Genomic DNA, 21140 nt, shown 5'->3' with positions numbered 1-21140 from the left:
GAGGTATTTTAAGGAATATACATTTTGTAAAATAAAAAAAGCCCTATAAAAGGGCCTTTTCCGGAGCTATTCATTTTTTTTGAATTGAGATAGTAATTCATCAGCCATTATTTGCGAATCCAAACGAGCCGCTATAAATGGGGGCTGTATCCGATTATTGGACTCTACGGGCAAACCTAACCAGGTAACTCGTTTATCAATGATGATAAACGAAAAGGATACCGGTGAACAAATAAAATGATCAGAATTTATATCAGGGTTTCTTTTTACTGATATAATCGTCAATTTCACTGCTGGGTTTCGTTTCATTAAGTATAGCTTCCATTCTTCTGACAAACTGTTTAAATCCGGCACTGCCAGAACCATCTCTTGTTTTGCTGATTCAATATCTTCCATAAAATCACCCAATTTACGGGCATGCATCCATTGCAATTTTGGGTGTTGGTGTTTAACCCATTTTCCAATGTCTTTCTTTGACACAAACTGATCATTTTGAATTTGATGATCGACAAGCTGACGGAGTGTTTTACTGCGATAAACGTGTTTGTTAACAAATGAAGTGTCACATACATGTACAAACTTCCCTTTCGTCCTTGTTATTGCCACGTTAATGAGCCTTTCACTTTCTCTCCCTGTCAATAACATTCCAGCCCTGTTTTGCGGATAACTATCAACTGTGTCAAAAATCATCATTTCACGTTCACTTCCCTGAAAACGGTGTACAGTTGCTGCGATGATATCAGCCGTTTGCCGTTCTTTGACATATAAATCATCCAATAGTTTTTCCATCAAGTCTGCCTGAGCACGATATGGGGCGACATAACCAATTGACCTTGTCCCGCCCATATACGCTTCATGAATCAGTTGAAAAGATAAAAGCAATTGCCAAAGATTCATTCTCGAGTGGGAAGTGCGTTCAGTGATGCAATATTCCCCTGATAAGCTAGTATCGACTAGTGCGGCTGCCTTATTGGGAAACGGTTCCGCCTGCATTATGCTCTCCCTGCTAGTCGCAACACTTTCATGATCCCCAACAAAATTGTTATAGACGATACGATTAGTGAATGCCGAAATATCAGGATGCATGCGGCGCTGTTCTTTTAAAAGGAATAAATGAGGATGAAGTTCTCCTTCTTCCACAGATTGAGCGACACCGGACCGATGAAAGATGTCTTCCTTCAGCCAAAGTTTCACGAGTGAATCACGAGCGGAAGCAATAGGCGGCAATTGTTTGAAATCACCACAAACGATAATATGTTTGGATATCGCTGCAGCAAATGCCACCTGTGGTACGTAAGCCATGCTCGCTTCGTCCAAAATGACCAGATCATATTCCTTTTGATAAATCGTTTCGTCATTTGCGGCTTTAGCCAAGGTCGTACCGATGATTTTTGCTTCTTTTACTAATTGAACCTCTTTTTGGCGGATTTTCTCCAAAACTTTGGCCAGTTTTTTTTCTATCTCGATTAATTGATCCGTATCCCTTTTACTGAAGGAGCCAGCCAAGTCATGTTTTAATAAACGTTTCTCTTCTCCAAGCTGTTCTTTTTCTTTAACTAATGTCGGTTCATGTTTACCTAATAATTGTCCCGTAACAATATCATCATGGATGGCTAGAGATTCACCGATTTGAGACCCATAGCGAAGCACATCGCCTTCTTTGAAACGATCTTTCTTTTTAATGAATGAAGAAATCTCAGCCATCAAAACATCTACAGCCTGGTTGCTATGGGACAAGACCAGTACTTTTTTATCTTGTAAATAATGATTGGCTACTGTACGTGCCAGCGTATAGGTTTTTCCTGTTCCAGGGGGTCCCCAGACAAAAGTGACAGGATTGAACTTCGAACGGGCATATAGCTCTTTCACACTGCTTAGTTTTTCGTTAACAGGATGTTTTTGAGGCATGGATGGGTCCATCAGGCGCTTGATCCGAAGCCTTTTCTTTTTACTTCTCTTGATTTCATCCAAGCGGATAATCAATTGTTCTAGCAACTCCCATGGATCATGGTATAAAAAGGCTTCACCGATCATATCACCTAACGAGCGATCAAATACGATAATTATACTTTTCCCTTCCGATGAGAGGATCCTTCCATCCTGTTTAATTCCTCCCCATTCCAGTCGAACGAGGGAACCGACAGGAATTTTTATCGATGAACCTGTTTCAAAATAATAGCTGAAAGACCCGTCACTTGTAAGCAGATGGCCGTTCGAAACCAGGTATTTTGTGCTGCCGTATTTTTTTAAATGCAGGATTTCAAGTTGTAGGGCCTGCTGCCATTCTTTTATATAATTAACTGTTGAATTCATTTTTCACTTTCCTCACAAAATATGCCATTGAAGTTTAAAGAAACTGGCCTAAAGCTCCGATGTAGAAAATATCTGTCCCTATGACCTTTTTCGCGCAGTATTCGTTTCTTTAACATATAAAATAAGGCCCAATCAAAAGATTGGGCCTTTCCTACGCCAATAGTTTAACTATAGCATTTTTTATAACATCATACCATGGGCTCTTTTGGAAGAAATGGTTTAGATTAGCCCTCTGATAACTCCGTGAATTCATCAACCAGATCACTGAAAATCCTCATTGCATTTTCGATTGGATCAGGTTTAGTTAAATCTACGCCTGTTTTCTTAAGCAACTCCAATGGGAAATCGGAACTCCCGCTTTTCAAGAACGTCAAATAACTTTCAAGTGTTTTTTGGTCCCCGGAAATGATCTTATCTGCGATCGTAATAGCTGAAACGTAACCAGTTGCATATTTGTAGACGTAAAACGGACGATAGAAGTGTGGAATGCGTGACCACCCATACTTCACTTCTTCATCGAAAATTATTTCATCTCCATTATAAGCTCGGAATATCGATTCATAAGCTGTATTAAAAACCTCGGCATTTAGAGGTTCATCATTTTCAGCTTTTTCATGTACAATCTTTTCAAATTCCGCAAACATCACCTGTGTGAAGAACGTTCCTTTAAAACTATCTATGAAATGGTTAAGTAAGTGTTTTTTCTTTTGCACGTCTTTTGTTGTCTTAATCAAATGTCGGATCAGCAGGATTTCATTCACAGTGGATGCAACCTCAGCAACAAAAATGGAATATCCTGCACTTATTTGCGGTTGATATTTTGAGCTATAGTAAGAATGCATGCCATGTCCAGATTCATGGGCAAGTGTAAATACACTGTCTAAATCATCACGGTGATTTAATAAGATGAACGGATGAACACCATAAAGTCCTAAATTATAAGCGCCTGAACGTTTTCCAGGTGTTTCCCTGACATCGATATATCTTTTTTCCTTAAAGGTTTTCAGTGTTGTGATATATTCTTCGCCAAGAGGTTTCAGTGCTTCCACCATCAAAGCAAAACCATCATCATAAGAAATTTCCTCTTTAGCACCTTCCACCAATGGTACACTTAAATCATAAGCACGTAATTCTTCTACCCCCAGCAATTTTTTTCTTAGATGAATGTATTTATGCATGGGGCCGATATTTTGTTTAGTTGACATAATCAAATTATCATATACTTCTTTTGGAACTTGATCTCCAAATAAGGACTTTTCCAAGGCAGATGGATAATTTCTTAGTTTTGAAAGATTCACATTATTCTTGATTGCTGTAGAAAGTGTGGAAGCGATGGTATTCTTCAACTGTATATATGGTTGATAATAGGCGATATACGCCTCTTTTCTTTTATCGCGATCATCGTCTTCAATCAATTTGGAATACATTCCTCGCGTAAGCTCTACCCTATCGCCGTCTTCATTCGTAACTTCCCCAAATTTAATATCAGCATTGTTGATCATCCCGAACGTTTTTTGGGGTGCTGAAAAGGCTTCGCCTACTTGAGAAAGGACCTCTTCTTGTTCTTTCGCTAACACATGGGCTTTATAGCGATAGGAATCCAGGAGATCTTCTTCAAAATATTTTAAACCTTCTATCTCTTTTATGTACCCTTTTAATGTTTGTTCTTCCAGGCTCAAAAGGAACGGCATGAAAAATGCAGTTGCATTACTCATTTTCTGCCCTAACCGAGCTGCTCGATCCAGTAATGCTTGGGATGAGGTAACCCTTGTATCCAAATCGGCTTGCAGCATGGCATATACATACAGCTTGTTATAAATGTACCCAAGTTCCTCACTTAATCGTAAATACTCGAACAAATCTTGAGAAGATTGAATATGCCCATCATATGCCTTTAATTTATCTGTCATCTTAAGTACTTCTTGATAATCTTTATCCCATTTAGCCTGATCTTCGTAAATATCCTTTAAGTTCCATGTTTCTTCCTCTTTGATTTCGTCACGTGATTTAAACATTTGCATATTATCGGCACTTCCTTTCATGCTTATAGGCTTACCCTTTATTATAATCGACTTTCAGAAAAATCTGCATAGAAAAACCAGTATGTTAAAAATACATACTGGTTTTTCTTTCATCAATTAGAATTTTGCCGCAGTTTCAGCAACTTTCGCCAATCCTTCTGCAACGATATCCTGTGTACGATCTGGATATTGATTATGTCCCTCGATAACAACCGTTACTGGGTTTGTTATGCCCCATAAGTTTAAATTCATCGTTACGTATCTCTCTGCCATTTCGCCAGCATCCATACCAGGCAATGCATAATCCGATCCACGAGCATTAAGCAAAGCCACTTTCTTACCTCCAACCAAGCCTACAGGGCCTTCAGCTGTGTATTTGAAAGTTGTACCAGCTTGAGCAAGATAAGAAATATAAGTTACCAATGGCGCAGGAACCGTTGAGTTCCATAGCGGGAAGGCAAATACCACTTTGTCGGCAGCAAGGAATTGATTCAAGTATTGTTGCACGATTTCAGCAATCTCAACTTCTTCTTCAGTCAATTCCATTCCTTGGCTGCGTTTATATAGTGCAGTAATTGCTGTATTTCCATAGTAAGGTAAGTTCAGTTTAAATAAATCCAATTCAGTTATTTCATCGTTACTATTTGCTTCCTTGTATGTGTTCAAAAACGTTTCATACATTTTCACGCTAATAGCTTGATCCGCTGGACGGTCATTTGATTTAACAAATAATACTTTAGACATTTTCAGTTCCCCCAAGAATTTAATTTTTGTATGTGTCAGAAAAAAGTACAGTTTCAAAATAAATGTTTAATCCATATATCTCGAATTAACTGCAATCTCTACTTTCACATTATATGACTGAACATCCAATAAGGCAAGTAATATGTTTTTAATTTTCAAATGTACATTTCAGGAATTTGCTCCTGGATTTTTTATAACCACCAGCATTCCATTATGCCGCGAATAAAAAAACCGAGAGCAATTTGCCCTCGGTTAAGTTAACTCTTTGTGATGGAATGGACACTTACCCTTTATCGGTTCTATATCATCGCCGATGAAAAATTGTTTCCATTCATTATGATTTACATCACCAAAGTGACTGATATCAGGATGTGTAGGAAGGTTATCCCACTTCTCCACTCGTTCACGAACCTTTTCACGTGACATGATCCCGCCTTTTTCCGTTCCTTCCAACCCTTCAAAGATCATCCGGGGTTGGAATCCAAGAACAAGGCTATTTCCTAAATCGCGGGTTTTACGCTGTTTATAAGCAGGTGCATTACCAAAGACAAAGATTGGTTCCCCTGCAAAATGATAGTCCCATAAATAATGCTCAGGATCTTTCGGCTTTTCAATTGGCCAAGGTTTTTTATCCGCTTTATGGAGGTATTGCAGGATATCCCAAAACCTTTTACGGTACATTTCAATATCTCCTTCTATCGATTCAGGCTCCATAAAGACAAACAGGCCATGCCTGGTATATGGTGGTTCCTGAAATAAATCAAGAAAACTTTCCACTGCTTTAGGGAGATTGGACCAATCTTCCTGTGTGATATAAGCATAACGAAGTTCCCCTTTATTTTCAGCTTTCATCCCGAAATAACAAGGAAATGTTTTGTCCGTCACTGTATTATGGAATGTTTGATATTCTTTAATTAGCCATTTCGGCACTCGATCGGGATTTGTCATATCTTCTTTCGTTAATAAACTTGAATTAGCAGTTAGCATCATTGTTCTCCTTAAATCGTGATAATATATGATACCCGAATTTATTTAAACTAAAACTTCTTCGACCTGGCAAATCACCGTAATCAGGTACATCTTATCTAAATAATTCTTCATTTAAGATTTTATAAGTTCCCCGTTCCAAGGTGATTCCAATTTCCTTTAATAAAAACGTAATTATGGTATTCAGCCAAAAACAATCGTTCAGCATGATAATCATTTTCTTTCCATTAGGATAACCTAAGAAAAAAATAGGAGTGATGCTAAAATGGCAAGAAGAAGAAGAGTTCTCGTACCCGAAGCACGAAAAGGACTCGATGATTTAAAAGCCAAAGTTGCTGGTACAAAGAATCCTGAAGAGGCAAAGTTTGAAGTAGCAAAAGAAATTGGCGTACCGCTGAAAAAAGACTATAACGGTGAGCTCACATCCAAGCAGAATGGGAAAATTGGTGGAAAGTTAGGAGGAGGCATGGTCAAGGAACTTATAAAGATGGCCCAGGAAAACTTAGGAAAAAGACATTAAGTAGGTGCCTCTCCGATCCAAGTTGTTATCGTTTGTTTCATTAAGTCCCATATCATTGAAGCGATCATTACCTACCTGCTAAAGAATATACATTTTGGGACTTAACAAAAAAGCCAACCTTTTGGCTGGCTTTTTTTGAAATTAATTAATGCTTACGGGTGAAACTCTTGAAACCACTGACATGATTAATTCCGACGACACCGGATAATTAGTGGCAGCTGGATCCTTCATTACTGCAGTAAGGATTCCCTCCATGTCTGAATCTCTAATTCCATAGTCACTGAAGTCAAGGGGCAACCCAAGATCAGATAGGAAAACGCGGATCTTTTCTACCACTTTCGCTAAGATCCCTTTTGGATCTTCATCGTGTATTTTGACTTTAAAGGCTTCGGCTATCAAATGGGCCTTTTGAAGATATAACTCCGGGATAGACTCCATGACAACAGGTAATAACACGGCATTGGCCAATCCATGCGGAATACGGAATAACGCTCCAAATGCGTGCGCAAAGTTATGAACCGGAATCGCATTCAGTGCACTACAAAATGCAGTGATTCCCATCATGCTTCCATGCAACATTTCCATTCTGGCCTCAATATTGGATCCGTCCTTTACAGCCCTCGGTAAATTTTTTTCAATAACTCGAATGGCCTGAAATGCATAAGCATCAGTTATTGATGTCGCTGAAGGTGAGACGATCGCTTCAATTGCATGTGTCAATGCATCTGCCCCAGTAAACGCCGTTATTTCAGGAGGAAGTCCGATAGTTAACTCGGGATCTAAAATGGCTACATCCGAACTTAAGAAAACATTGTATATATTCATTTTGACTTTTATATGTTCATTATAAATGACTGCGATCGGGGATACTTCAGAACCGGTTCCAGCTGTTGTGGCTACTGAAATATGTGGAATATTCATAGGTTGGGCTTTTGGAAACCCCTCATACAGATAACCTCTTGGTATCGCATCATTTATATCCGTAATTCCTTGAAATAATCCATATTTCAATGCTTTTGCGGTATCCATGACACTTCCACCACCAATGGCTAGTATGGCATCGGCATTCACTTTGCGTGCATATTTCAATGCTTCGTTTACACATTCACTCGCTGCGTCTTGTGTAACACCAAGAAACTGCCCTACTATTTCAGCTTTGGTGCCTAAGATCGGCAGCTCAAAACTCTCGACCACTTTTTTAACGACACCAGCCTTTTCCAAACCCACATCACTCACTAGTAGAATCCTTTGGGCCCCAAGACCATTGAATATATCCGGAATGATTGAACGAGCATTCGGGCCGCTATAAATCGAAGACCTTAGCCAAAAATTGGATTGAGTGTTTGCCTTCATAAAGTTTCACCTCAGTCAAATTAGTCTATATTAACGATTAAGGATTGTTCATTTCCAGCTTTCAAGTGCGTGATGTCATACATGAGGTGAAATCCTTTTTCAACATCCAACATTCAGAAATGGAACATCGTAAGCTTGTTTCCGATTCACAAAACCCCATATTCCTTTTCGTTACTTTGATAGATTTCTTCAACTCCCTTTCCTTTTGCCCTTCCCAAAATCTCCATCCGTACTGATAATTGTTTCATGGTAAAATCTAGAACAGCTTGTTTGTCATTACCAAATGGATTGCCTAACAGATCATAACCCTCCGTATTTAACTTGAAGGCCAGTGGTGAAAGTTCCTCCATCCTCTTTTCAACTTGGTTATAGATATGTGGATGTTCACTGATGATTCTCTGCAGAAGGAAAGTTCCATAAGCAATATGGCGTGATTCATCTTTCTTCAATAGACCAACGCCTTTTAATAAACCAGGCATCATTTTACTAGCTTCGAGAGTCTCATAGAACCCGAAATATCCAGTTTCTGCAAGAACTCCCTCGGTAAACATGTTATATACAGTGGCGGCTTCCGCCAATGCCTCAGGGGATTGATCGGATAAAAGTTTCCCCATCGCTTCAGGCAATATCTCATAAAAAATGGATTTATAAGTGTCTGAGTGATATACCGTCAAATCACCCGTTTCACCAATTTGATCTAATGTATAACGGAAAAACTCCATATGCTTCGCTTCCTCGAACAAGAATGTCGTTAAGTACATTTCTTCTTCGATCCTACCCTCTTTTGCTATCGTCATGATGAGCGGAAGCAAATCCAAAGTCACGGCTTCTTCTCCCCCCTGAAAAAGGGAAATGATCCGTAATAACACTTCCCTTTCAATATCATTAAATGACTTCCAATCTTCTTTATCCTGGCTGAAATCTATGTCACGGGGATTCCATATACCAAATTTCTTTGCCTTTTGATAAAGTTTAAATGGTAGGGTATCTTCTCTAAAACTCCGGCTGGTGGTCGTTAAATTCTTTCTTTTCATGTTAATGCCTCCTTGATTTATGAACTGTAAACTTTTGAATTCCTATAGAATGTTTTAATTTGTAAGGATTTTCATTATATTGTAAGATATTAGTAGTATGTATCCTAGCACTGAAAATGTAGGGAGGAAAAAAGTCGAATGCTTGAGGAAACCCTGATGAATCATGTAAAAAAGATTTCCGATCAAAAAGATATGGAAAATAAATCACAAATGATCGTAAAGGGCTGTGTGGATTTTTTTTCATTTCAACGGGCATCTTTATTCAGTTACTCATGTTTAACAGGAATGGGTGAAGGAATATGCGCATGTACAAGAGAAGATATTTTTTCATTACATAATGTTAAAGAAAATATTCATGATATATACCCCATCCACCAAGCAGTCATCCATAACAAACCCATATACTTAACCATCCAACATGCGAAATCTTCCATCCCTGCAAAATACGTTAAAAGATTTTCCATCTCTTCATTGGCAATCATTCCGATAATCTTGAATGACATGGTTATCGGTTTCGTTTTGGTTGACCCCATTCATGCCAACAAGCCTGTTACCAAGAATGATTTAATGAAGCTTTCCCATTATTTGAAACTGGCTGTCAGTTCACCATTGGAATCCGCTCCTCCCACATACCTGCTAAGTAAACGTGAAGTGGAGGTCCTTCAACATTTAGCCAATGGCTTAGGACTAAAGCAAATGGCACCAAAAATGAACGTTAGTGAATTTACCGTCAGAGATCATATTTCTTCTGCAATCAGGAAATTAGGAGTGAGTCACCGGACCGAGGCAGTCGCGGTTGCCATAAGAAACAAAATGATTATATAAAAACAAAAAAAACCTTCACAGAAGGTTTTTTTTGTCTTTATATCTGAGTCACTTTTTCTTCAACTTTAGTGGTCCAGTTTAACTCGTCTGCAACTTTACCTGTTTGGACACCCGTCAGTGTATCATAAAGCTTTCTAGATAGTTCGCCAGTTTCCCCGGTTTGAACGATCATTTCTTCACCATTCCACAAAAATTCACCAATTGGTGAGATTACCGCTGCTGTACCCGTTCCAAAGGCCTCTTCCAAGTGACCTGATTTATATGCTTCATGGACTTCCTCCATGGAAATACGTCTTTCCGAAACGGGAAGATTCCAATGTTTCAGCAATTCTATAATGGAATCACGAGTAATACCCGGAAGGATACTTCCATTTAAGGCAGGTGTGATAATTTCACCATTAATTTTGAAGAAAACATTCATGCTTCCAACTTCTTCAATATACTTTTTCTCTACTCCGTCCAACCAAAGGACTTGGGCATAACCCAGCTTTTCTGATACTTCTTGTGCTTTTAGGCTCGATGCATAATTACCGCCCGTTTTAGCTTCTCCAGTACCACCATTGACTGCACGTGTGAAAGCTGACTCCACTGCTATTTTAACCGGATGAATGCCTTCTTTATAATACGAACCTACAGGTGACATGATGATGATGAACTGATATTTCTCTGATGGAGAAACTCCAAGATAAGGCTCAGTAGCTATAATGAATGGCCTGATATATAAGGAGGTCCCTTCTGCCTGAGGAACCCAATCCTTATCAACGCTAATTAAAGTTTTTAAGGCCTTCAACGCAAAATCAACTTCGACATCCGGTATGCACAATCGGCTATTTGAACTATTCAAGCGTTGAAAGTTCTTTTCCGGACGGAATAGTATAATTTCATCTTCTGGTGTTGCATATGCTTTTAATCCCTCAAATACAGATTGACCATAGTGAAAAATCATAGCTGACGGCTCTAATGCGAGCGGTTGATAAGGAACAATTCTTGGATCATGCCACCCTTGCCCTTGTGTGTAATCCATTATAAACATATGATCGGTAAACTGCTTACCGAACTCAAGCTGGTCCGCTTGTGGTTTTTCTTTCTTTGTTGTACTAAGCGTGATTTGCATGTCATGTTCCTTCATTACCAAAACCCCTTGTTGAATAAATTTACAAGATTTCACTTCCATAAAATCTATCTTTAATTAGTTTACTCCTATCAGGAATCATAGTTCAACCCTTTAAGACGAAATTTTCGGAATTTTTTTAAAATAAATGACTTTTTTTTATTTCTATACTATTATTCCTGAAAAAAGAACCTATTATTAGTCAAATTTCTCAAAAATATCAATTCCGAATTTTTCTGTAAGGTTTCTTGATATCCTTAATATTAGGTTATTTTAACAAATTATCTACAATAGTGCCAATGAGAATTATTGAAGATTTTCCATCATGGAACCAAATGCAAGCAAATCAAATGAATTATTTCCACTTCTTTAACCAAGAAGATGGCTAAATGTGCAGCCGATTACTAATTGTAGCCGCCTGGACGCAATATATGTATTTTAACAAAGCTCAACTAAAGAAATGAAACACTTTTATACTATTACATAAAATTTAGCGTTATTCCCAAATTTAATATAATACAGTTTATAAAGGTGAAATTTTCATAAAATTCAATTTAGCAGTTTACGACTAATTAATATTCTTATATACTTATCCCACAGGATAGATAAAATGCATGCAAATTAAAATATTATAGATAAAACGCATGTAACTTTCTTATTTTAGACGAAAAGGGGTAACAACATGACAAAAAACAGGTGGTTAATCGCTTTATCCGCTATCGCCATTCACCTTTCCATTGGTGGTGCATACGCATATAGCGTGTACAAAAAACCATTAGTTGAGACTATGGGGTGGTCAGAAACCGAAGTAACGTTAGCATTCACAATAATGATGGCGCTTGCAGGAACTTCTGCTGCTTTCTTTGGTAAATTCGTAGAAAAAAATGGTCCAAGGAAGTCAGCTATGGTCGCTGCTGTATTATTCGGATTAGGACAAGCTGGTTCCGGTTTGGCAGTAATGGTAGATTCACTTCCGCTTTACCTATTGACATATGGGGTTTTAAGTGGACTTGGTATGGGGATCGGGTACATTTCACCAGTATCCACTTTAGTCAAATGGTTCCCTGATCGCAGGGGATTGGCAACAGGAATGGCAGTATTAGGTTTCGGTGCCGGAGCCCTCATTACAGCCCCAGTAGCTGCAAGCCTTATGGAATCCGTTGGCATTTATACTACATATTATCTTTTAGGCGCAGGCTATTTCATACTGATGTTCTTGGGGGCATCCTATATTGCACCTCCAAAGGCCAACTGGCTACCTGAAGGAATGAAGAAAGATATTGAGTCCGGTAAGAAAGAACTGAAGAAAGACCTAAGGCAGTTAACGGCAAAAGAAGCGGTTAAAACTAAACACTTCTGGATGTTATGGTCCATGAAATTGATAAATACAAGTGCAGGGATCATGATGATTTCGGTAGCTTCACCCATGGCTCAAGACGTTGTTGGGCTGTCTGTAGCCGGTGCAGCAACATTAGTCGGCATTATGGGAATCTTTAATGGCGGAGGAAGACTGGGCTGGGCAGCAGCATCAGATTATATTGGACGTCCAAATGTTTTCGTCATTTTCTTCATCATTCAAATCGGAGCGTTCCTTTTACTTCCAACGACTACAAATACTCTATTGTTCCAAGGACTCATATTGCTGGTCGTTAGTTGTTATGGAGGCGGATTTTCAAACCTCCCTGCATTTGCCGGGGATTTATTTGGAACTAAGGAAATTGGGGCCATCCATGGTTATCTTTTAACCACATGGTCACTAGGAGGAGTTTGCGGGCCAATGCTGGTTACTGCAATAAGGGAAAGTACGAACAGTTACATCCCGGTGTTCTACGTTTTTGCTGTATTAATTGCGATAGCATTCGCCATCTCCATCTGGTTGCGTTTGGATATTAAAAAAATGCAAAAAGAACAGAAACAAGGATTAACGAATACTTTAAGTAAAATATCCTGATATTAAAAAAGCTTTGTTCTTAAACACCTGCAAAAAGGCATCATCAAGTAAACCTCCATTACCGGAGTATACTTTGATGATGCCTTTTTCCTTTTTATTTGAACATGCACCCAAGCCCCCATAAGCCATGCGATCACTAAGGTTAGATCTATTTTTGATGTTTATATATTCGGACATCTACTGGGATTGACTGAATCTGATATCTTATTGATAGCCTATTTGAAAGTGGCTGCCATATCTTTGCTGGTTAAGTTAATTGAAGTGATATTTCATCAACTGTGATTATGCAGTTGGCGGTGTAACCCTTGTAGGCGGGCTTTATTATGGGGATTATGCACGAAAGGACAGGAAACCGGCAGATTGATCCATACATCATTTTTTTACCAGTCCTTCATTATCGAATGAAGGTTTCATTCTGTCGACTATATGGGGTCTGAATGGTCTCATCCCGAATCCCTTTTACGATTTTATCGAGGGGATTATTACCCGAATTTTAAAACAAGACTTGGTTTTGCTCCATGATTTTTTATTGTTATATATGGGATGAAACAATAGGTAAAATCGTGAATGGGATTGAGACCATTCCGAACCCCGTTTTGTCGACAAACTGAACGTTTATAGTTCTATCAACGTTTGTTTAGTACTTTTTTAACCCACCGTTTGAAAAACGCTTTGACACTTTTCTTTTTTATAACTTGAATGGCATGATTTTGCTTCTCAATATAAATCTCTTCTTTGTTTATTGCATTTTTTTCTGCTAGTACTAGACCCAAATCGGAGTCATGATCTTTGTTTAGGACAATTTTGTAAGGAATATTATGACTCATTGCCAATTTAATATATTTCCCTAGATATTGATAGTCCATCTGACCATTTAAAAACAAATTTGAATGGGGATGCCGCTTCATCTTTTGCTCAATCTCCGGATATACATTCAGTTCAAAGACTTGGCTTTTTTTTAAGACGATGACGACACGCTCTCTTAATGTGCCCAGAAACTCCTTTCGTTCACCAGGCTTGATTTCTTTTGGACCATAGATTCCTTGTTCTAGATAGTCCTCCACTTTTAGGCGTGACAATTCTTTCCCACCTCCGCTTTCACTTCAATAATTGTATGTAATATGGCCATAAATAGTGCCCATCATTCTTTGGAATGCATAAAAGTAAAAAGTGATTTGGGTTAACATTCCCTTTTTTAGTTTACCCTTCGGTTAAAAAATTGTCACTCTAGATTCGCTTCTTGCATAGGATAGTATATGCGTGAATTTAGGTTGTTTAAATGAGGGACGGGGAAGAAAATGAAAAAATTAATTGTATTTGTATTGATATTCGCCTTTTGTTTTGTTGGGTTCAGTAATACTTCGGGTGCAGCAGGGAGACAACTGATTATCATCAATAAAGCCAATAATCAGCTGGCCTACTATGAAAATGATAAATTGGTGAAGGTGTTCATCGTAGCGACAGGAAAGAAACCCTCCTATACTCCTGAAGGAAAGTTCAAGGTAGTGACAAAGATAGTGAATCGTCCCTATTATAAAGGCAACATTAGAGGCGGAGACCCCAGGAATCCTTTAGGTAAACGATGGATGGGGATAAATGCACGGAATACACCAGGAAATACGTACGCAATACACGGCAATAATGATTCTAAAACCATTGGGAAATATATAAGTGCCGGTTGTATTCGCATGTATAACGATGATGTACAATGGCTGTACGATAAGGTGAGGATGAACACTGTAGTCTTGATTGCCAGTTCGAATAAATCTTTTGCTTCCATAGCAGCTAAGAATGGATATAAGGTGATCGGATCTGAGAGCTTACCTGTAAATACTACCAACTCTATCCTGAAGAATGGAAGTAAGGGGCCCCAAGTAATTGAACTACAAAAAAGATTAACTAAACTTGGATACAGCACTAAAGGAATAGATGGTGCATTTGGAAAAAATACTGAAATGGCCGTAAAGAAATTTCAAAAGTCTAAAAAACTTACTTCTGATGGGATCGTAGGACCAAAAACGAAAAAAGCGCTTGGACTTAAATAATCATCATTACTGATATCCACTGATTAGTGGATATCTTTTTTTATGTTTAAACTGTGACACTCCATACATTAATACCCATCCCGGCTGTAATTTTCCACCATCACTTTTGCCTTTATGTTATAATTTATATATAAACAGCTAATCATAATCGCACTGTCACTACATATAAGGAGGTATATAAAAATGTACGATGAACTTCTCATACTATCCATTAAATCAATTTTTGTTATCGGCACAATCGGAATGTTTGTGATTTTAGGATTCGTAAAAGGGCGCAAGTTTTAATTTTTTCCAATTCCTTAACATATCCTCATTGCCTGATTACTCGTATGATGTTCATACCGGTAATCAGGTTAATTTCACTCAGAAAAAAGCATATCCTCAAAGGGCATGCTTACTTACCATTCCAGAAATCCGTTTTATCTAAAAGTTGGTCAATGTCAAATGTATCAAGATGGAATGGAACTGATTCTTCTGCAATCGCTTCAGTGGCTAACAATAATTGGTCGATATCAATAATGGCCAAAACCAAAACAGTCCTCTCCCTTTTTTAATGGTTTTACCCTCATTTTTAATACATCAAACAATTCGTTCAAAAGATATTTTATTAGAGGGTACCTTTTAATTTACATTTGACATTTATTTAAGGGGAAGTGAATCATTTTTTTCCGATCCTTCAGGTGAAAGTGTATGTATCAATTTAACCAGCTTATAAAATGTCCCGCTACAGATGGTTACCTCAGGCAGATTATGAAAAATTGATTTTTTATTAATATGATAATTGTCTTTCTCAGGTGAATACACAATAATTTTCTTATTTAACGATAAAGCATATCCAAGTTCATAGAGATTACCTTTACCTGCAGTTAGGAAGATCAGCATAAAATCAGCTTCCTCAATCCCCTTTTTTTCATATTCTCCAATACCGTCCGTAATTTGGTTAGTCTCATCATCCGCAATTAAATTCCCGCCATTCACACATGTAAATCCTTTTGAAGTTAATTTCTTTATCAATGACCTTACTTGCTTCAAATTTTTTTCATCTGATGCTATATAATATTTCACACATCCACCTCCAAAATATATAACTATTGATACTTTTTACCTACGTTACCTATACTATACATATTCGTTATAAAGAACGCAATATCCTTTTCCAAAAATAAATAAAAATTTAAGGACAAAGTCTCGGTCCCATACATTTAAGCGAAACAAAAGCCATCATTCCTTTTCCAGGCAATGATGGCTTTTGTTAAAAAAATGATATGACGGGGTATTCTGGCCTTATTACAATTATTAATGTCGCCTTCCCTTACTCTCAAAAAAACATATACTTATGTAAAAATATTAATGTTTTTGGATGGTTAGACTGAAAGTTACTCTTATAAATCTGATTTTAAGGGTAACAAAATGTTGATTAATCTTCAAGAAATCAAAAATAAAAACCTTGTCCCCTACCCGGCAAGGTTTTTTTATTTTTCATATGTGATATTTTCTATTTCAATCCTGAAGGGTGCAGCCTCACATATATTAATTCCCCTATCTAGATTTACCTTTTCCATTTCACTCGCATCCGGTATTGTTTTTTTATCGAGAATAAAATGTTCGACCATGGATTCCAACAGTTCTTGAGCACAAGCTAAGGCATCTACCCGATTCCTACCGCTAACGGAAGAAATAATTCCTTCTCGCCTAAAATCCGGGAAACAAACTTGAACGGAAAAAGAGTCGATAATCAACGGGTGTTTTTCATAATAGAATACAGCTGGATACTCAAAGATTTGAATGGTCAAAATATCATCCCTTCATACAATTTTTAGGATTTTAAGTTAATTATAACATGAAATTCCATTAAAAATAGGTTTATTTACATTTCTTTGTTTGTCAAGATTATTTTTACATTCAATAAGTTGTTATGTCCGTACTTACTACAAAATAAGAAAACACTAGGAAAATCAAAATCACGATAACATTCAAGATTATTCCAATAATGCTGCACACTTTACCAGCTGTCACCAATCCATTACCGGTTTCACCAGTAAGTTTCATTTCTTGTTTACTCTTCGCTGCAAATATTAAACCTAGTATACCTAATACGATGCCGATGAATGGAATAAGCAGGGATAATACCCCCATGATTAATGATACAATCGCTTTGCTATTGGTTGGTTTAATTTCAGACATATTTTCCACCTTCTCTCTTCCCCTTATATATACGGTCATTAAAAGCAAAAGATTCATTATTTGTTACTCATTCATCACTAATATTCCATGCTCTCCTGCCGGTGAATTCCATACACTTGGTCCAATCCATGCATGTAAAAAACGACTCATTTAGAGTCGTTTCAGATAGTAGACAAACTCGAAAAAATTGAGTTTGTCGGCAGTTAAAAAAAGTTTTCAGAAATCCGTTCCCTTTCCGTCGACTGCCTGCCAAGCCTCCTCTCATGTGGGGTATCGGCCAGCCAGTTATTCGGCAGGAGTGGCGAAAACTTCGTTTCATCACATATAAATGAATAAATAATCATGGAGTATAACCAAATCTTGTTTTGAAATCATGGTAATCTTTCCCACGGTAAAATCGTGACAGCTATTCGGGATGAGACCATACCGAACCCTATGTTGTCTACAAACCGAGACCGGCAATTCCTATTGTCTGTATTCAGTTTCTTTAGGGTTATTCGTATTCAATTTAAAAGAAAAACAAATTTAAAATTGGAACGGAAGGCGCGAGAATCCTGCGGGAAAAGCCGTTTAGGGATTAACCCCGCAGGCGCAAGCCGAGGAGGCTCCCTGACCGCCCGCGGAAAGCGAGTGCCTTAAGTTCCAATCAAGGTCCAAATTGCACAAGCCAAAAAAAATTGCAGACAAACTGAAACGACTCATTTCTGAGTCGTTTTTTTTAGGTTCGTTTCAATTCAAGCCTCTGGGCTACCAAAGACAGACTATAGTTTACAATGAAATACATGAGCGCCACCAGGATCAAAATAGGTATTAAATACTTTTGACTTTGCCCATATATAATTTGACCATGATGAGTTAGCTCCGGTAACGAGATGACAACCGCTAATGAAGTATCCTTTAATAATGATATGAATTGGCTGACAATAGGAGGAACCATGCGGCGCAGCGCTTGGGGCAAAATAATATGTATCAATGCCTGTGTATAACTCAAGCCTGATGAACGAGCGGCTTCCATTTGCCCTTTATCTACGGATTTTAGCCCACTTCGAATTACTTCAGATAGCATGGCCGACTCGAAAATTGTCAAGGCAACGATGGCCGCTGGAATGATTTCCAGTTTAATGCGTACCTCAGGTAAAGCAAAATACGTAAAAAATATAATTAATAACAACGGTAAATTACGTACCGTTTCTACAATCATGGCTAATATTTGAGATAGCACCGGTACCTTTGCGTAACGGATTATGCCCACAAGCCCGCCAATGATGAAACTTAGAATAATGGATATAAAAGCTACCTGGAGCGTTACCCAAAATCCCTCTAATAAAAACTTAAGATTATCCGGTGTATAGGCACCTGCAAAATCCATATCTTATACCTCCCTCAATTACTCTTTGCCAGACGTTTTTCCAAATAACCAACGCCAAGACTTAAAGGAATGGTAAGAATTAAGTAAAACGCTGCAACGAAAATGTATACATCAAACACGACAAATGTTCTTGAAGAAATCAAATCCCCATGGTACATGAGATCTAGTCCTGCAACGACGGCTAAAATGGAAGAATTCTTAACTAGATTGATAAATTGGTTTCCTAGAGGAGGAATGACTATTTTAACTGCCTGTGGCAATATGACGAGCCTCATTGCCTGCCCATATGTCAGTCCTGAAGAACGGGCAGCTTCCATTTGACCCTTTGGCACGGAAAGAATGCCTGCCCGAATTGCCTCAGCTATGAAAGATGAAGTGTAAATGGTCAGGGCTAATGTTCCTGCGTATAGTCCACTTAGTTTAAGGCCCAGAAAGAAGAAAAAGGTAATAATCAATAACGGTATGTTCCGAATGAACTCAACATAGGCGGTTCCAAGCCAGTTTAGAGGCTTTATCGGGGCAATCCGCATGATAGCAACAAGCACACCCAGGAGCAAACTCGCTACCAATGCGATTAAACTCGACATGATCGTATTTTTAAAGCCTAATAAATACATATCCAGATTCTCTGTTAAAATGGAGAAATCAAGCACGGCATACACTCCTTTAACTAGTAAGGATGAGCAAAAAGCTCATCCTCACAAGACAAATGTTCAAATGTTAATTAAGGTCATTTCCCTTACATTTGGTAATGATTAATGTTTAATCCATTTATCATGGATTTCATCGTACTTGCCTGAATCTTTAAGTGACTTAAGGGCTTTATTCAATTCGTCAACAAACTCAGCATTTCCTTTTTTCACAGCAATGCCATAAGGCTCGTCTGTAAATGTACCGCCAACAAGCTCATAATTTGGATCCTCGTCAGCCATGCCATAAAGGATTGAATCATCCGTAGTCAATGCATCCCCTTGCCCAGATTTAAGTGCAGCAAACGCTTCGGAATAGTTTTCAAATTCAAGAACTTGTGCGTCAGGAGCCTTTTCACGGATATTTATGGAAGAAGTAGAGCCCTTGACTGCCAATACCTTTTTCCCTTTTAAACTATCAATACCCTTGATGTCGCTGCCTTTTTTGACTAGCAGGGATTGTCCGGCATCAAAGTAAACATCGGTGAAGTCAACTTCTTTTTTACGATCTTCCGTGATTGTCATTGTCGCCACAATCGCATCGATATCACCATTATTCAATAAGGCCATCCTTGTTTTAGAAGTCACTTCTTTAAATTCAACTTTATTCTCATCACCTAGGATTTCTGCTGCAAGAGCTTTGGCGATATCAATATCAAATCCTTCTACATCTCCAGTACTAGGATTTTTCAATCCAAATAGCCTTGTATCATTTTTTACCCCAAAAACAATCTTATCCTTTTCCTTCACTTGTGCAAGAACATCCGTTTCTTTGCCTTTACCGCCACCCTCTTCATCTTTGCCTGAATCTTCTCCCCCGCCGCATCCAGCCAATAAAATGACAGCCAATAAAGATAGCAAAGATAATTTCAACCATTTCTTTTTCTTCAACATGTTAATCACCCCTGTTTTTTATTTAATGATTTAATATACGGCTAAGGAATAAACGAGCCCTCTCTTCACGAGGATTGGCGTAAAACTCAGCCGGTGATGCCTCTTCTAAAACCCTGCCTTCGTCCATGAATACGATTCGATCCGCTACTTCACGGGCAAATCCCATTTCGTGCGTGACAACCACCATCGTCATTCCTTCATGGGCAAGTGCTTTCATAACATCCAGTACCTCGCCAATCATTTCTGGATCCAAGGCTGAGGTAGGTTCATCAAATAGCATGATTTCAGGCCCCATTGCCAAACCTCTGGCAATCGCTACCCTTTGCTGCTGTCCACCGGAAAGCTGAGAAGGAAATGAATTCGCTTTATCTCCAATCCCTACTTTCTCCAGATACTTTTGCGCAATCTTTTTCGCTTCCTCTTCTGATTGTCCTAAAACCTTCCTGGGTGCAAGCATGATGTTCTCGAGCACGGTTTTATGAGGATATAAGTGAAAATGCTGGAAAACCATACCGATATTCCGACGCAGTTTGTTTATGTCCGTTTTTCTATCCGCTACATTTAAACCATTAACGGAAAGGGAGCCTTCCGAAATGGTCTCAAGACGATTAATGCATCGAAGCAGGGTACTTTTCCCTGATCCTGACGGTCCGATGACTACTACCACCTCCCCTTTATTAATAGTAAGATTAATATCCTTCAATACATGGAAATCACCAAAATACTTATTCACCCGGTCAAAAACAATCATAATTAGCCTCCCTGCCCATAATCAATCTTTTGCTCTGAAAATTGATAATAATCAGAATTCCGAATGCATAAAATAGCATTCTCTTAAATTGAATCATTTCTATATGTATAATCCTTTCTCTATTTATTATTTCCCAATATAAGGTTATTTTTTTTATTATTTTAAACTAGTAATATAAAAAAATATATTCAATATTCACATTATTCATTATATATAATATTACTTAAAATTACCATATAAACTTTAAATTGTTAAAAACAATAACATATTTTATGATACTATTGCTATATTCCATAAAACCAACATATTTAAATCGATCTCCCCTAAACGATTCCTATTTTTGTAAAAA

General features: G+C 38.0%; 20 protein-coding genes. 4 read left to right on the top strand and 16 right to left on the bottom strand.

The genetic code is table 11. From position 1 onward, the window contains the following. Nucleotides 1–66: 66 nt before the first annotated feature. The 4 genes from QUF86_RS18535 to QUF86_RS18520 all read right to left on the bottom strand — a co-directional run bounded on the left by QUF86_RS18535 (nt 67) and on the right by QUF86_RS18520 (nt 6065). Complete coding sequence (locus tag QUF86_RS18535) at nt 67–2313, bottom strand: AAA domain-containing protein (protein WP_289335152.1); 2247 nt, start codon at nt 2311–2313, stop codon at nt 67–69. A gap of 224 nt (nt 2314–2537) precedes the next feature. Then, nucleotides 2538–4334, bottom strand: coding sequence for an oligoendopeptidase F (gene pepF, locus QUF86_RS18530; RefSeq protein WP_289335151.1), 1797 nt, complete (start codon nt 4332–4334; stop codon nt 2538–2540). 117 nt (nt 4335–4451) lie between these two features. Beyond that, nucleotides 4452–5078 (bottom strand): FMN-dependent NADH-azoreductase, encoded by a 627-nt coding sequence (locus tag QUF86_RS18525; protein WP_289316265.1) that lies wholly within the window; start codon nt 5076–5078, stop codon nt 4452–4454. Nucleotides 5079–5330: 252 nt separating this feature from the next. After that, entirely contained in the window at nt 5331–6065 is a 735-nt protein-coding gene (locus QUF86_RS18520; RefSeq protein ID WP_289335150.1) for a YqcI/YcgG family protein, read from the bottom strand. Between the two features lie 265 nt (nt 6066–6330). Between QUF86_RS18520 and QUF86_RS18515 the strand changes: the two genes are divergently transcribed. Then, the gene (locus QUF86_RS18515) at nt 6331–6585 is read left to right on the top strand and encodes an alpha/beta-type small acid-soluble spore protein (RefSeq protein ID WP_289316263.1); all 255 of its coding nucleotides are present in this window, start codon (nt 6331–6333) and stop codon (nt 6583–6585) included. Between the two features lie 141 nt (nt 6586–6726). On the opposite strand, the gene QUF86_RS18510 is transcribed toward QUF86_RS18515, so the two are convergent. Continuing rightward, nucleotides 6727–7938: an iron-containing alcohol dehydrogenase gene (locus QUF86_RS18510; protein ID WP_289335149.1), complete on the bottom strand. Its 1212-nt coding sequence runs from the start codon at nt 7936–7938 to the stop codon at nt 6727–6729. Nucleotides 7939–8084: 146 nt separating this feature from the next. Further along, nucleotides 8085–8972: a R2-like ligand-binding oxidase gene (locus QUF86_RS18505; RefSeq protein ID WP_289335148.1), complete on the bottom strand. Its 888-nt coding sequence runs from the start codon at nt 8970–8972 to the stop codon at nt 8085–8087. A gap of 138 nt (nt 8973–9110) precedes the next feature. On the opposite strand from QUF86_RS18505, the gene QUF86_RS18500 reads away from it, so the two are divergent. Continuing rightward, the gene (locus QUF86_RS18500) at nt 9111–9797 is read left to right on the top strand and encodes a helix-turn-helix transcriptional regulator (RefSeq protein ID WP_289335147.1); all 687 of its coding nucleotides are present in this window, start codon (nt 9111–9113) and stop codon (nt 9795–9797) included. A gap of 37 nt (nt 9798–9834) precedes the next feature. On the opposite strand, the gene QUF86_RS18495 is transcribed toward QUF86_RS18500, so the two are convergent. Then, a complete protein-coding gene (locus QUF86_RS18495; RefSeq protein WP_289335146.1) occupies nt 9835–10926 on the bottom strand; it encodes a branched-chain amino acid aminotransferase in 1092 nt (363 codons plus the stop codon). A gap of 664 nt (nt 10927–11590) precedes the next feature. Between QUF86_RS18495 and QUF86_RS18490 the strand changes: the two genes are divergently transcribed. Further along, nucleotides 11591–12859 (top strand): L-lactate MFS transporter, encoded by a 1269-nt coding sequence (locus QUF86_RS18490; RefSeq protein WP_289335145.1) that lies wholly within the window; start codon nt 11591–11593, stop codon nt 12857–12859. 626 nt (nt 12860–13485) lie between these two features. On the opposite strand, the gene QUF86_RS18485 is transcribed toward QUF86_RS18490, so the two are convergent. After that, entirely contained in the window at nt 13486–13938 is a 453-nt protein-coding gene (locus QUF86_RS18485) for a YueI family protein (protein ID WP_289325226.1), read from the bottom strand. Nucleotides 13939–14157: 219 nt separating this feature from the next. On the opposite strand from QUF86_RS18485, the gene QUF86_RS18480 reads away from it, so the two are divergent. After that, the gene (locus QUF86_RS18480) at nt 14158–14904 is read left to right on the top strand and encodes a L,D-transpeptidase family protein (protein WP_289335144.1); all 747 of its coding nucleotides are present in this window, start codon (nt 14158–14160) and stop codon (nt 14902–14904) included. Between the two features lie 394 nt (nt 14905–15298). On the opposite strand, the gene QUF86_RS18475 is transcribed toward QUF86_RS18480, so the two are convergent. The 8 genes from QUF86_RS18475 to QUF86_RS18440 form a co-directional block, all read right to left on the bottom strand. Then, nucleotides 15299–15436: a hypothetical protein gene (locus QUF86_RS18475; RefSeq protein ID WP_289316252.1), complete on the bottom strand. Its 138-nt coding sequence runs from the start codon at nt 15434–15436 to the stop codon at nt 15299–15301. A 107-nt stretch (nt 15437–15543) separates the two neighbouring features. After that, nucleotides 15544–15990: a nucleoside 2-deoxyribosyltransferase gene (locus QUF86_RS18470; RefSeq protein WP_289318368.1), complete on the bottom strand. Its 447-nt coding sequence runs from the start codon at nt 15988–15990 to the stop codon at nt 15544–15546. Between the two features lie 386 nt (nt 15991–16376). Then, on the bottom strand, nt 16377–16697 hold the full coding sequence (locus tag QUF86_RS18465) for a type II toxin-antitoxin system HicB family antitoxin (protein ID WP_289316251.1): 321 nt from the start codon (nt 16695–16697) through the stop codon (nt 16377–16379). Nucleotides 16698–16806: 109 nt separating this feature from the next. Beyond that, nucleotides 16807–17088: a DUF4190 domain-containing protein gene (locus tag QUF86_RS18460; protein ID WP_289335143.1), complete on the bottom strand. Its 282-nt coding sequence runs from the start codon at nt 17086–17088 to the stop codon at nt 16807–16809. A 718-nt stretch (nt 17089–17806) separates the two neighbouring features. Then, complete coding sequence (locus tag QUF86_RS18455; RefSeq protein WP_289335142.1) at nt 17807–18457, bottom strand: amino acid ABC transporter permease; 651 nt, start codon at nt 18455–18457, stop codon at nt 17807–17809. 14 nt (nt 18458–18471) lie between these two features. After that, nucleotides 18472–19110 carry an amino acid ABC transporter permease gene (locus QUF86_RS18450; protein WP_289316248.1) on the bottom strand — a complete coding sequence of 213 codons (639 nt, stop codon included), beginning with the start codon at nt 19108–19110 and terminating at the stop codon, nt 18472–18474. A gap of 102 nt (nt 19111–19212) precedes the next feature. Then, nucleotides 19213–20040, bottom strand: coding sequence for a transporter substrate-binding domain-containing protein (locus QUF86_RS18445; RefSeq protein WP_289335141.1), 828 nt, complete (start codon nt 20038–20040; stop codon nt 19213–19215). A 22-nt stretch (nt 20041–20062) separates the two neighbouring features. After that, a complete protein-coding gene (locus tag QUF86_RS18440) occupies nt 20063–20791 on the bottom strand; it encodes an amino acid ABC transporter ATP-binding protein (protein ID WP_289316246.1) in 729 nt (242 codons plus the stop codon). Nucleotides 20792–21140: the final 349 nt, after the last annotated feature.

It is taken from the genome of Peribacillus sp. NJ11 (assembly GCF_030348405.1).
In the GTDB taxonomy this organism is placed as follows: domain Bacteria; phylum Bacillota; class Bacilli; order Bacillales; family DSM-1321; genus Peribacillus.
This window is presented reverse-complemented; position numbering and strand designations above follow the sequence as displayed.